11 protein-coding genes are annotated in these 12,364 nt (G+C 72.8%); 7 read left to right on the forward strand and 4 right to left on the reverse strand.

The window, feature by feature from the left end:
• Positions 1–27 precede the first annotated feature (27 nt).
• On the forward strand, positions 28–2,142 hold the full coding sequence (locus PHA84_RS02220) for a hypothetical protein (RefSeq protein ID WP_270886455.1): 2,115 nt from the start codon (positions 28–30) through the stop codon (positions 2,140–2,142).
• Between the two features lie 148 nt (positions 2,143–2,290).
• Here PHA84_RS02220 and PHA84_RS02225 read toward each other — a convergent pair whose 3' ends face one another.
• Positions 2,291–3,079, reverse strand: a complete 789-nt coding sequence (locus PHA84_RS02225) for an inositol monophosphatase family protein (protein WP_270886456.1) — start codon at positions 3,077–3,079, stop codon at positions 2,291–2,293.
• Positions 3,080–3,189: 110 nt separating this feature from the next.
• Between PHA84_RS02225 and PHA84_RS02230 the strand changes: the two genes are divergently transcribed.
• From PHA84_RS02230 to PHA84_RS02245, 4 genes are read left to right on the forward strand one after another with little or no spacing between them, the layout of a single operon-like run.
• Complete coding sequence (locus PHA84_RS02230) at positions 3,190–4,293, forward strand: glycosyltransferase family 2 protein (RefSeq protein ID WP_270886457.1); 1,104 nt, start codon at positions 3,190–3,192, stop codon at positions 4,291–4,293.
• Positions 4,294–4,348: 55 nt separating this feature from the next.
• Positions 4,349–6,289, forward strand: a complete 1,941-nt coding sequence (locus tag PHA84_RS02235) for a glycosyltransferase family 4 protein (protein WP_270886458.1) — start codon at positions 4,349–4,351, stop codon at positions 6,287–6,289.
• Complete coding sequence (locus tag PHA84_RS02240) at positions 6,289–7,293, forward strand: lysylphosphatidylglycerol synthase transmembrane domain-containing protein (protein WP_270886459.1); 1,005 nt, start codon at positions 6,289–6,291, stop codon at positions 7,291–7,293. The genes PHA84_RS02235 and PHA84_RS02240 overlap by 1 nt, the downstream gene beginning before the upstream one ends.
• Positions 7,283–8,086, forward strand: a complete 804-nt coding sequence (locus tag PHA84_RS02245) for a class I SAM-dependent methyltransferase (RefSeq protein ID WP_270886460.1) — start codon at positions 7,283–7,285, stop codon at positions 8,084–8,086. The genes PHA84_RS02240 and PHA84_RS02245 overlap by 11 nt, the downstream gene beginning before the upstream one ends.
• A 3-nt stretch (positions 8,087–8,089) precedes the next feature.
• Here the strand turns inward: PHA84_RS02245 and PHA84_RS02250 are convergent, their stop codons facing one another.
• The gene (locus PHA84_RS02250) at positions 8,090–8,791 is read right to left on the reverse strand and encodes a DUF3105 domain-containing protein (RefSeq protein ID WP_270886461.1); all 702 of its coding nucleotides are present in this window, start codon (positions 8,789–8,791) and stop codon (positions 8,090–8,092) included.
• Positions 8,792–8,879: 88 nt separating this feature from the next.
• Here PHA84_RS02250 and PHA84_RS02255 point away from each other — a divergent pair, with 88 nt between their 5' ends.
• The gene (locus tag PHA84_RS02255) at positions 8,880–9,815 is read left to right on the forward strand and encodes a DNA-3-methyladenine glycosylase family protein (RefSeq protein WP_270886462.1); all 936 of its coding nucleotides are present in this window, start codon (positions 8,880–8,882) and stop codon (positions 9,813–9,815) included.
• Here the strand turns inward: PHA84_RS02255 and PHA84_RS02260 are convergent.
• Positions 9,733–10,896 (reverse strand): coenzyme F420-0:L-glutamate ligase, encoded by a 1,164-nt coding sequence (locus PHA84_RS02260; RefSeq protein ID WP_270886463.1) that lies wholly within the window; start codon positions 10,894–10,896, stop codon positions 9,733–9,735. The genes PHA84_RS02255 and PHA84_RS02260 overlap by 83 nt on opposite strands.
• Positions 10,897–10,899: 3 nt before the next feature.
• Complete coding sequence (gene cofD / locus PHA84_RS02265) at positions 10,900–11,904, reverse strand: 2-phospho-L-lactate transferase (protein WP_270886464.1); 1,005 nt, start codon at positions 11,902–11,904, stop codon at positions 10,900–10,902.
• Positions 11,905–12,136: 232 nt separating this feature from the next.
• Here cofD and PHA84_RS02270 point away from each other — a divergent pair, with 232 nt between their 5' ends.
• Positions 12,137–12,352 carry a WhiB family transcriptional regulator gene (locus PHA84_RS02270; protein WP_153269213.1) on the forward strand — a complete coding sequence of 72 codons (216 nt, stop codon included), beginning with the start codon at positions 12,137–12,139 and terminating at the stop codon, positions 12,350–12,352.
• Positions 12,353–12,364: the final 12 nt, after the last annotated feature.

Raw genomic sequence — 12,364 nt, forward strand, 5'->3', positions numbered from 1 at the left:
GGGGACCGCGCAGTAGCGTTGCGGCCTGTGAGCAGCCGCGCGCCCCGCAGCTACCCGTATGTCCGCGACCCCGGTGACCTTCCCCTCCTGCGCGGCGAGGGGTGGGCGGGCTGGCTCGTCACCCGCACCGTCGTGTGGTCGGCGCTCGTGCTGGTACTCGGCTCTGTCGCTGCGGGCCTCTTGGCGCTCCTCGGGCTGTGGCACCCGGGGGTGGCCGTCCCGGTGCTGCTGCTGCTCGCCGTGGCGGCTCGGTACGGCGCCGCTGTGGTGCCCGTGCGGCCCCTGCCGGTCTGGTCGGCAGCGCTTCTCGTCACCTTCTCCCTGGCGGCGGCCACGTGGGCGGGAGTGACGCACTCCGAGCAGGTGCTGCCCCGCCGGGACTCCGGCTCGTACCTCCAGTCTGCGATCCAGCTCTCCTCCGGACATTCCCGGCCCATCACCGTCTCGCCAGACTCCGTCGGAGGGTCGGGCGTCCTCGCTGTCCCCGGCGTCACGCTGGCCAGCCCTGCGTTCTTCGCCACGGGCACCCCGAAGCACCCCACCCTCCAACCGCAGTTCCCGATCGGCGCCTCCGCCTGGTACTCCGTCGCCTGGTGGGGCGCGGGACGGGCCGGCGCGGCCTGGGCGCCGGCCATCCTGTTCGGGCTCACCGTGCTCGCGGTCGGGTGGCTCGCCTCGACCGTCGTCGGCTCCCGGTGGGGGCCGCTGGCGGCAGCCGGGACGGCGCTGCTGTTCCCCCTGGTGCATGTCGCGCGCTCGACGTACTCGGAGCCCCTCGCCCTTCCCGTCCTGGCTGCAGGGCTCGTGACCATGGGGCTGGCGGCTCGCAGTGCGCGGGTCGTGGACGTCGCGATCGCCCGGCGCACCGCGGTCGTCGCGGGCGTCCTCCTGGGCGGAGCGGTCGTCATCAGGATCGACGCTCTGCGTGAGGTGGTGCTGGTGGTGCCGGTGGTGGTGCTCGCCGCGCTCCAGCGCCAGGCCCACGCCAGGCCCCTCGGGGTGTCGACTGCAGTCTCTGCCGCCGTGGCCTTCGGCCTCACCTGGCTGACGTCGAGCCAGTACCTCGGCAGCATCGCCGGCTCGCTGCTCCCGCTGGTGGCCCTCGGGATGGCGGTCTGCGTCCTCGGTGCCGTCCTGCTGTTGGGGGCACGGCGACGGTGGGCCATGCCTTCGCTCGTCCAGGCGTGGCTCGCCCGCGCGCTGGCGGCCGCGTTCGTGGTGATCGGCCTCGTCCTGGCCAGCCGCCCCTGGTGGCAGGTCGTACGCCAGTCGGCCGCGGACCCCGGCGCCAGGGTTGTCGCCGGGCTGCAGGCCCGCCAGGGCTTGGCTGTCGACGGCGGCCGTACCTATGCCGAGCACACCGTCGTGTGGATGTCCTGGTGGGTCGGACCGGCCGCCCTGGTGCTGGCCCTGCTGGCAACCGCGGTGCTCGCGCACCGAGCGACGTCCGCGTGGGTGGACTCGCACGTGCTGCCGGCCTGGACAGGGGTGGCCATCGTGACGGTCGGGTCGACGCTGCTCACGCTCTACCGCCCGGGCATCACTCCGGACCACCCGTGGGCTGACCGACGGCTTCTCGTCGCGTTACCGACTGTGGTGGTGCTGACCGTGGCCTGCGCCGCGGTCGCGTCGCGGTGGTCCACCCGACGGCTGCCGTATGCCGTCAACGTCGCGGTGAGCGCCGGTGTGGCTGGTGCCCTGCTCGTTCCGACAGCGTGGGCCACGTGGCCGCATGCCACCGAGCGGGTGGAACGGGGCGAATGGTCGGCGGTGGACCACGTGTGTGCGGCCCTGCGGCCCGGCGACGTCGCGCTGATGGTCGACTCGAGGGCGGCGAACGAGTGGCCGCAGGTGCTGCGTGGCTACTGCGGCGTCAGCGCGCTGTCCACGACCTCGGCCCTGCGCGGGGACCCGACGCGGATGAGGGCCGTCGTCGACCAGGTCGCGCGGGCGGTCGACGCCCGCGGCGGGCGACTGGTCCTGGTGGCTGCGGACTCCCCGGACCTGGTGAGGCGGCTCGGCTCGGGCGCTCCGGTCGTGGTTGTGGACGTACGTGTCCAGGAGGACGCCCGGCTGTTGGAGCGGCGACCCGACTCGTTGGTGGAGCTCCCGGTCCAGGTGTGGCTGGGGCGCGGGGAGTGAGCCATGGGTTCGACAGCCGGGATGGCCGGGGCCGACGGCTCACCGGAAGGGCCGGCGCGCGCCTGGCCGGGCCTCGGTCAGCGCGGGAGTCAGCGCGGGAGTCAGCGCGCGGTCGGCCGGGGTCAGCGCCGGGCGAAGGCGTCGGGGGTCAGCGCCGGGCGAAGGCGTCGGGGGCCTGGCGGCGGACGGCGGCATACGTCGCGCGGTCCGCGGCCACGATGATGCCCGGTGTGAGCGACGTCGGGGCATAAGGCCTTCCGTCCGGGTGGCCGACGGCGCCGCCTGCCTCGCGAACCATGAGGGATCCGGGAGAGTGGTCCCACGGGCTGTTGCGCGCGTAGAGGATGTAGTCGGTGGCGCCCTCCATGAGGCGCGGGTAGTCGACGCCGCAGCACACCCACGACCCGACCAGGGGTGGCAGCGTCCCGAAGCTGTGCCCGCGCAGCGGCCAGATCGACGTCACGCCTCGGGGCTCGTCGGCGTCGGCCACCGGTGCCCGGGTCACGCGCTCGCCGTCGCGCCAGACGCCCGCGCCCTTCTCGGCGACCCAGGCCACCTCGTGCTCGGGCTGCCAGATCCAGCCGCGGACCGTCTCGCCACCCCTGACCTCACTCACCATGACGGCGTGGTCCGGCGAACCATGGACGAAGTTCTTGGTGCCGTCGACGGGGTCCACGGTGAAGGCATGCTCGGCCGCGACGAACTGGGCGATGGCGGTGCGGTCCGTCGCCGTGCGCTCCTCGCCGAGGATGAACGCGCCGGGGAACGCCGCCGACAGCTCCCGGGTGAGGATGACCTCCGACTCCTGGTCGGCGACGGTGACGAGGTCACCGGGGTTCTTCTCCATCACCTCGCCGTCGGCCAGCGATCGGAACCGCGGCGTGATGACCTCGGCCGCGACGTGCTTCATCAGGTCAAGCACCTGTTCGGTGTCCACGGGACCACCGTTCCATATGACCGCGGCCGTCGGGCGACTGGCCCGTGTCGGCCGGGGCCGCGGGCCGGCGAGCACGGCTCAGCGGCGTCGCCGGGTAGGCTCCTCGCGAGATGAGCGAGCACCCCAGCACCGGTCCTGATGCACCCGTCACCGAGCAGATTCCGAGCCCCTCCCCGGAGGCCACGGCGAGCTTCGGCGCCAGAGCCGGCACAGCTCCCCTGCATCAGCAGGCGCCGACGGGACGGTCCGCGCCACCGCATCCGGCCGACGCCGCGTACCTCCCAGGGCCGGCGCCCGCAGCACAGGCCTCGAGCTCCGACACGATGCATCCCTACGTCACCATCGTGCTGCCCTGCTACAACGAGGCCCAGCACGTGCTGCAGGAGATCGAGCGGATCACCGCGGTGATGAACGCCAGCGAGCTCACCTACGAGCTGCTGTGCATCGACGACGCCTCCACCGATGACACGCTCGCGGTCCTGCAGGACGCGGCGACCCGCTATGCCAACCTGCGGGTCATGCCGTTCCGGCGCAACGGTGGGTCGGGGACGGCCCGCCGGATCGGCACCCAGCAGGCCCTCGGCGACATCGTCGTCTGGACCGACGCGGACATGACGTACGAGAACGAGCGCATCCCGGAGCTGGTCCGCATCCTGCGCGACGACCCGTCGTACGACCAGGTCGTGGGGGCGCGGACCACGGAGGAGGGGACGCACAAGTGGGCCCGCGTGCCTGCGAAGTGGCTGATCCGCAAGATCGCCGAGAAGCTCACGAACCAGACGATCCCGGACCTGAACAGCGGGCTGCGCGCCTTCCGCCGCGAGGTCTCCCTGCCGTACCTGCGGCTGCTGCCTCCGGGCTTCAGCTGCGTCACGACCATCACGCTGGCGTTCCTGAGCAACCAGCACGACATCAAGTACGTCCCCACGAGCTATGCGAAGCGGGCGGGCGTCAGCAAGTTCCACTTCGCCCACGACGCGTACCGCTACATCCTCCAGGTGCTCCGGATGGTCATGTACTTCGACCCGCTCAAGGTCCTGATGCCCCCCGCCCTGTGGCTCATCGTCATCGGGCTCGTCAAGGGCGTCGTCGACATGGTGCGGCACCCGTTCTACTTCCCGGCGAGCACGGTGCTGCTGGTGGTGAGCGGCATCATGATCGGCTCCCTCGCGCTGCTGTCCGACCTCGTCGTCCGCTCCAGGGCCGGAGTGTGACCGCCCAGCCGTATGCCGCGCGGCCCGAGCGCGGCCTCCGCTCCAGGAACGCTCGGTGACCCCGGCCGCCGCGCTCAAGGTCGCCGTCGTCGGGCCCACGCATCCGTACAAGGGCGGGGTCGCCGCGCACACCACCACCCTGGCCCACGAGCTCGCTGAAGCCGGCCATGACGTCACCCTGGTCGCGTGGTCGCACCTCTACCCCAGCAGGCTCTACCCCGGCGAACAGGCGGTGCCCAGCGGCACGCCGGACGTGGCGCCGTTCCCGCGGACCGTGCGGGCGCTGAGCTGGGCCCGCCCGGACACCTGGGTCCGGACCGGCCGGCGGCTTCGCGGGTTCGACGTGGTCCTCCTCGTCCAGGTCATCCCAGCCGTCGTCCCGGCACACCTCGCCCTCCTGCGAGCGGCCGGGGTCGGCCGTCGGTCAGCGGTGGGCCGGCGCAGGCAAGGGACCCCACGCACCGTCGTCGTGGCGCACAACGTCCTACCGCACGAGCCGCACGCCGGGGAGCGCCAGCTGATGCGGCAGCTCTTCGAGCGGGTGGACTCCGTTCTGGTCCACAGTGACTCCCAGGCGCGGCTGGCCTACGAGCTGGACGCGGCGCGCGTGTCCGTGACGGAGCTACCGCCGCACCTGCCTGGCGGGGCGCCGCTGGACCGCGCTCCGCACGACGGCCCTCCCCGCCTGCTCGCGCTGGGGATGGTGCGGCAGTACAAGGGTGTGGACCTGCTCCTCGAGGCCCTCGCCCACGTCCCGGGACCGACCCTCACGGTGGCCGGGGAGATGTGGGGCTCCAGCGGTGAGCGGGTCAAGACGCTGGCCCAGGACCCGCGGCTGCGCGAGCGGGTCGAGGTCCACAGCGGCTACGTCCCGGCTGACCGCCTGGCACCGCTGCTCGCCTCGCACGACGTCCTGACGCTGACGTACCGCAGCGCGACGGCCTCCCAGAACGCCCTGCTCGGGCAGCACCATGGCCTGGCCGTCCTCGCCTCGGACGTGGGGACCTTCGCCGCGCAGGTCCGCGACGGCGTCGACGGTCTCCTCGTCCCGCCGGGGGACCGGGAGGCGCTCGTGGCCGCGCTGCGACGCCTTGCCGAGCCTGGGTACGCCGACAAGCTGCGGGCGGGAGTGCGCCCGCCCGACCTGTCCGGCCCCTGGGCACGGTATGTCGGGGCGATCGAGGCGCTCGCCTCCGTGGAGCCTGCGGCGGACGACGCAGTGGAAGCCGGCGACGGCGGGGCGACGGAGGGTGCCGCGGAAGGTGCCAGCGGGGCCGCTGTCGTGGTGGGGCACCTCAGACACCGTGCGGCCGGCCTGGCCCGCCGCGTGGTGGCCGCCTCCCGCCCGGAGGTCGTCCTGGGCCGGACGGACCTCCCCGACTGGGTGAGGGCCTCGGACATCCTGGCGGACGGGGACGACGCGGACGGGGCCAAGGACCTCGCCCGGCGCCTCGGTCTGCCGCGCTGCGGTGACGCCATCGCCGCCTGGGCCGCCCTCGGCGCTCTCGCCGCCATCGTGCGCGTGCGCGACGACGGCCGCAGGAGCGCCGTCATCGTCGACGAGTCCGGCGGCCGGTCCCCGCTGTCGCGGTGGGCCCGCGCCATCGGGTTCGCGCCGGTCGAGCTCGAGCTGACCGGGCACCGGTCCTCCGTGGAGGTCCTCGACGTGGACACCGCCTCCCTCGACGTCGTCGTCCGGCTCCATCCCGGCGGCTGCGATGCCGACGACATCGACGAGGCGATGAGCCAGGCCTCGTGGGCCCTGAAGTCGGGGGGTCTGCTGTGCGTGACCCTGCCGATCGGTCCTTCCGGCGCTGAGGGCGCCCTGGGTCCCGCGGACGTCCGTGGCGTGCTGGCGCGCGCCCACGAGCTCGGCTTCGTCCTGGTGGGGGACCTCGACGGGGACATCACCGGCAGGATGCGCCAGGCCTCGGACAGCTCGACCCGCACGGATGCGGCCTACGGGCTCCTGCGTCTGACCCTGCGGCGGCGCTGATGACGCGCGCCCGGCTCTTCACCCTCCTGCGCGTGCTGCTGGCCCTGCTCGTCGTCGTGGCCGTCGGCGTCGCGGTGGCCCGGAACTGGGCAGCCGTCTCCACGGACATCCGCCGGATCGACGCGGGCACCTTCGCCCTGGCTGTGGTCCTGGTCTGCATCCCGCCCGTCCTCACCATGCTGGGCTGGCGGGTCCTGCTCGCCGACCTCGGCTCGCCTCTGCACCTGGCACCGTCGGGTGGCATCTTCCTGGTCGGGCAGCTCGGCAAGTACCTGCCTGGCGCGGTCTGGAGCATCGTCGCCCAGGCCGAGATGGGAGCACGGCTGCACATCCCGCGCCGCCGCTCCGCCGTCGTGGCCTTCGTCACCGTCGCGCTCGCGGCCATCTGCGGGCTCATCGTCGGGTTGCCGGCGCTGCCCCTGCTCATCTCTCGCGACGACACCGCAGGCACCGGCTGGATGCTCGTGCTGGCGGTGCCGTTGCTGGCGGTCGTGCTGTGGCCCCCGCTGCTCAACTGGGGCGTCGCCACCATCCTGCGGGTGCTGCACAGGGAGCCGCTGGAGCACCAGCTCTCGGGCCGCGCCATCCTGCTGGCCACCGCCTGCTTCATCAGCGCCTGGCTGTGCTCAGGGCTCCACGCGTTCGTCCTGGCGCGGGCGGTCGGCTCCGGACAACACTCGTCGTCCCTCGCTCTGGCCACCATCTCCGGCTTCGCGCTGGCGTCGTCGGTGGCCATGTTCAGCGTCCTGCTGCCTGCCGGGGTGGGGGTGCGGGAGGGCCTGCTGGTGCTGCTGCTCGCGCCCCTGACCTCCACGTCGGCCGCCACGGCCGTCGTCGTGCTGTCGCGCTTCCTGACCGTTGCCGCCGATGTGCTGTTCGCTCTGCTGGGCTGGGGGTACGCGCGCTCCCACCACCTCATCACCTCGCGTGAGGAGCGGGCTCGGGAGGGCATCGTCGTCGGCGAGCCCGACGACGGACAGGTGGGGACCGCCCATGGGCAGTGAGCCACAGGAGCGGGCGGAGCAGCTGGCCTACTCCGAGCTCATGGCCGCCATGCTCGACGAGCGCAAGCGGCGCCAGAAGGCCCAGAAGATCCTCGCGGTCGTCCGGCATGCGCTGGGGCGGGAGAGCCTGGACGGGCTCACTGCCCTGGATGTCGGGTGCTCCGCCGGGTTCATCGCGGACGAGCTGGCGCTGGCGGGCGCGCGGACGACCGGTGTGGACATCGACGAGCCCGGGCTGGCCAAGGCGCGCGAGCGGTTCGGTCAGCGGGTGGACTTCCGGGTGGCTCGCGGTGAGGAGCTGCCCCTGGACGACGACTCCGTGGACGTCGTCGTCCTGAACCACATCTACGAGCACGTCGTCGACCCGGAGGCCGTGGTGGCCGAGATCCACCGCGTGCTGGCCCCTGCCGGCGTCTTGTACCTGGGGATCGGTCACCGGCACCAGCTGGTCGAGCCGCACTACCGGCTGCCGTTCCTGTCCTGGCTGCCGCAGCGGGCCGCCGACCGCTACCTGCGGCTGACCCGCAGGGGCGAGCAGTACTACGAGCACTACTACTCGCGCACGGGGCTGCGCCGGCTGTTCTCCGCCTACGACATCTGGGACTACACCCTCCCCGTGGTGGCCGACCCTGCGGCGTTCGCGGGAACGGACCAGATCCCTGCGTGGGTCTCACGCGTGCCGGGCAGGCTCCTCGGCGCCGCTGCGCCGCTGGCGCCGACGTACATCTGGGCCGCGTTCAAGGAGGGCGCACCGGCCGGACCGCCGTTGCGCCTGCCTCCCGCCCATCTGTAGGAGCTACGCGGCTCCGGGCTCCTGCGTGTTGGAGGCGGGGTACTTCTTGACGAAGTCGACGATGACCTGGCCGGAGAGGTCGCCGCAGAGCTGACGGTGGCCGGCATCCTTGGCCCAGTGCGAGAGCGCGTACACCTTGCCCGCCGGGAAGGCGCCGCGTGAGGCGTCCCACTCGACGACCTTGAACTTCCCCGTGCTGTCCTTGAGCTTGTTGCCCTGGTCGGCGATGTCCTTGAGCAGCGCGGTGTCCTTCACCTTGCTCCCGTCGTACCAGAGGATCGTGTAGCCGTGCTCGAGGTTGTGGACGAGCGTCTCCAGCGGCGGGCGGTCGCTCGCGGTGTAGAAGTCCCGGCCGCTGACGTCGGGGCTCACGAAGTGCGGCCCGCTGCTCGGCGGGATGGTCGCGTACTTGACCGAGGTCTGGTTGGGCTTCTGGGTCCCCGGGCCGACATGCTCACCGGAGCCGCTGCTGGGGTCCGTCGTGACCGGGTCGCACTTGGCTGCCGCGACCGAGACCCCGAGGTTGGGCAGCTGCTTGGACTTCGCGTCGCCGACCGCGAAGGCCACCACACCGCCGAGCGCGGCGAGCAGGACGAGGCAGCCGATGACGATCCCGATGACGACCTTGCGTTCCTTGGCCTTCTGCTGCTTCTGGATCTCGGCCAGTCGGGCCTTGCGGTCCTGGCTCGCACGCTTGTTGCTCACGGGGTCCTCGGGAGATGGGGGGCGGGTCCCGCCGAGTCTACGTGCCCCTCCTGCGGTGGTTGTCACAGTGGCAGGACACACTGGTCGCATGCCGTCGCTGGAGCTCTCCCGGGTGTGGTCTCCTGGCCGGCCGACGGCGGTGGGGCTGATCGTCTCCGCGTTCCGCCGTGGCGGGGGCGACCCGACCTTCCACGCGGATCGGGGTGCGGGGTCGTGGATGGGCCTGCCCACGGCGGACGGTCCTGCGACGCTGCGGCTGGTGCAGCGTTCCGACCTCGCAGAGGTGCATGCCACGGCCTGGGGGCCCGGTGCCGAGTGGGTCCTGGACCACGTACCGTCGCTGCTGGGTCGGGACGACGACGAGGGTGGCTTCGTGAGCCACCATCCGCGGGTGGCGCGGGCGCACCGCCGGTATGCGGCGTGGCACGTGCCCCGGTCCGCCCTGGTCCTGCATGCGCTGGTGCCGGCCGTGGTCGAGCAGAAGGTCACCGGCCAGGAGGCGTTCGGCGGCTACCGGATGCTGGTCCACCGGTTCGGGTCCAGGGCCCCGGGGCCCGGCGCCGCCCGCGGCCTATGGGTGGCGCCGACGGCCCAGGAGTGGGCGGCGATCCCGTCCTGGGAATGGCTGCGGGCGTCGGTCGACGGCGCCCGCTCCGGCACCGTCGTCCGCGCCGTCCGAGCTGCGGGCCGCCTCGAGGCGACCGCCAGGCTGCCGCTGGAGGAGGCGAGGAGCCGGCTGCTAGCACTGCCGGGCGTGGGCACGTGGACCGTGGCCGAGGTGGCCCAGCGGGCCCTGGGCGACGCGGACGCGGTGAGCTTCGGCGACTACCACGTGGCCAAGGACATCACCTGGGCGCTGACCGGCGAGGCGCTGGACGACGATGCGCTCGCCGAGCTGCTCGAGCCGTACCGCGGACACCGGTTCCGGGTCCAGCAGCTCCTCAGCCTCGACGGCGCGATGCGGCCGCGTCGGGGTCCCCGGATGCCGCCTCGAACGCATCTGCCGAGCCGAGTGACCCGCTGACCGGCCCCTGTCGCTCCTTCACCCTGATGGCGACCTCGGGTCCACCGGCCGCCGAGGGCACCTCGGCGTCCAGTCCCTCTCCCCACAGGGCGACCTGGAGCCTGCTGACCGCGACGCCCAGCTCGTAGGGCGTCTGCGCACACACCCGGACGAGGTCGGCACCGACGTCGCCACCCTTGTCACCGAGGTCGTCCATGCCACCAATGTCGACTGCGGCGCCCGGACACGCGCTCAGCGCCACGGCCACTGCCCTGGCCAGCCGGTCCCGTCGGTCCTCCGGGGCGGTGGACGGGATGCCCGCCTCGAGCGCTTCGGGGGAGCCGGGCGCGACGCCCAAGGCGGCCCGGACCGACTCCGCGGTGCCGAGCTCGAACCAGTCCTGGGCTCCCACCCGGACCAGTGCGGCGGCTCCGGCGCCACGCTGTGGCAGCGCCCAAGGCGTCCCCCGGAGCAGAGCGACGGGTATGGCGTCGGCCTTCCCCTTCACCAGGTCCGCAGCCGCAGCCAGCTCGTCCGCCAGCGCCCGCACCGTCACCGACAGCGGCCGGCCGTCGGCGTCGACGCCACCCCGCAGGTCGTCCAGGACCCCCACGCCCGACGCCCCGAGCGCGAAGTCCACCTGACCTGCTCGCCACGGTCGGCCCGCCGTGTCGCTGAGCACGACGCCGACGCGGCTCAGTCCCGTGAGCGCGAGGAGACGGACGCGGAGGCGGTCGGCCTCGCCGTCCGGATCGGTGGGCAGGAGGAGGACCCCGTCACGGTCACCGGTGTTCGACGCGTCGACGCCGGCGGCAGCCATGACCGGTCCGGCGGCCGCCTCGACGATCCGCGTGAGCCTGCCGCCGGAACGTCGCTCCGCCACGACGCGAGAGGTGTGCGCCTCGACGGCCGCCTCACGGGCGTCACCCTCTGCCCACAGGTTCAGAGCCTTCGACACGACCTTGCTGGACACCACGACGATGTCCCCCTCGCGCAGGGCAGCGTCGGCCGCCTGGGCGCCGGACACGACCAGTGCGGCGAGGTCCTCGCCGGCACGGACCTCGGGCAGGCCGAGCAGGGGTACTGCCGTGACTGCGGGCATGGGTCAGTCCCGCCCAGCGGAGCGCAGCTCCACACCGCCGGGCCGCAGCTCCAGGGCCAGCTCGAGAGCCGCGCCGGCCAGCCGTGCCGCGGCGTCCCGGTCGGTCATGAGCAGCGGCCGGCCCTCGACGCGGGCTCGGGGCAGCCTGACGGAGGCGGCATCCTGCTCCGAGACCAGCCAGCCGTCCAGGAAGTCCTCGTAGAGGCCCGCGACACCGGCGGCGGTCGACTCGACCCCGATGGCGGCGAGGCAGGCGTCGGCGTGCCCTCGGACCGGTATGCCGCCGATCAGCGGGGAGACCCCCACCACCGGAGCAGCGCTGCCGCGCAAGGCGTCTCGGACGCCGGGCACCCCCAGGATGATGCCGATGGACACGACGGGGTTGCTGGGTGGGAGCAGGACCACGTCCGCGGTCCGGATCGCGTCCAGTACTCCGGGGGCGGGCGTGGCGCGGTCCATCCCGACGGCCTGGAACCGCTGGGCGGGCACGGCTGCCTGCAGACGCACCCACCACTCCTGGAAGTGGACTGCGCGGCGTCCCTCCGCGTCCTCGAGCACGACATGGGTCTCCACGGGGGAGTCGCTCATCGGCAGCAGCGTCACCCGCTGCTCCGGGAGACCCCAGCGCTCTGCGAGCCGGGCGGTGACCTCGGTGAGGGAGTGGCCCTGCCCCAGCCACTGCGACCGCACGATGTGCGTCCCGAGGTCCAGGTCGCCCAGAGCGAACCACTGTGGCACGGCACCGTATGCGGCAAGCTCAGCCTGCACGCGGTGGCTCTCCTCCTCGCGGCCCCACCCCTGTCCCTCGTGGACTCCGCCACCGAGCGTGTAGAGCAGGGTGTCGAGGTCGGGGCAGACGCGAAGCCCGAACAGCGTGATGTCGTCACCGGTGTTGCCGATGATGGTGAGCTCGCTGCCCGCCAGGGCGGGAGTTCGGTCGAGGTGGGTCCGGAGGGCGCGAAGGAAACGGGCGCCTCCTACACCGCCGGACAGTGCCGTGATGCGCATGGGCGGAAGTCTTCCAGTTCGCCGCCCCAGCGGTTCAGGCGGTGTCGCGCAGTCCGTTATCAAGGCTGAGCGGATCGGGCAAATATCAGAGTTCGGCTTGACGAACCAGGTATGACACGCGTGTAATTCCCTTGTTGTGATCTTCCTGGTCACAGCAGCGGCGTACCGGGTCGAGGAGGAAGCCGTGCAGGAACTTCAGTTGGTCGCCCTTGACGGGGGCGACGAGGCGCAGATGTCCTGGCAGGAGCGCTCGCTCTGCGCCCAGACGGATCCAGAGGCATTCTTCCCTGAGAAGGGCGGCTCCACCCGCGAGGCCAAGAAGGTCTGTGTCGGGTGCGAGGTGCGGGCCGAGTGCCTCGAGTACGCCCTGGCGCACGACGAGCGCTTCGGCATCTGGGGCGGACTCTCCGAGCGGGAGCGTCGCAAGCTCAAGAAGCGTGCGGTCTAGTCGCCGCGGCGA

Source organism: Pedococcus sp. 5OH_020 (genome assembly GCF_027812955.1).
GTDB lineage: Bacteria > Actinomycetota > Actinomycetes > Actinomycetales > Dermatophilaceae > Pedococcus.

Bases quoted from the DNA above. Each gene is read 5' to 3' on its own strand.
- PHA84_RS02230 (WP_270886457.1), top strand. From the start codon at position 3,190: ATGAGCGAGCACCCCAGCACCGGTCCTGATGCACCCGTCACCGAGCAG.
- PHA84_RS02240 (WP_270886459.1), top strand. From the start codon at position 6,289: ATGACGCGCGCCCGGCTCTTCACCCTCCTGCGCGTGCTGCTGGCCCTG.
- PHA84_RS02245 (WP_270886460.1), top strand. From the start codon at position 7,283: ATGGGCAGTGAGCCACAGGAGCGGGCGGAGCAGCTGGCCTACTCCGAG.
- PHA84_RS02255 (WP_270886462.1), top strand. From the start codon at position 8,880: ATGCCGTCGCTGGAGCTCTCCCGGGTGTGGTCTCCTGGCCGGCCGACG.
- PHA84_RS02260 (WP_270886463.1), bottom strand. From the start codon at position 10,896: ATGCCCGCAGTCACGGCAGTACCCCTGCTCGGCCTGCCCGAGGTCCGT.
- cofD (WP_270886464.1), bottom strand. From the start codon at position 11,904: ATGCGCATCACGGCACTGTCCGGCGGTGTAGGAGGCGCCCGTTTCCTT.
- PHA84_RS02270 (WP_153269213.1), top strand. From the start codon at position 12,137: ATGTCCTGGCAGGAGCGCTCGCTCTGCGCCCAGACGGATCCAGAGGCA.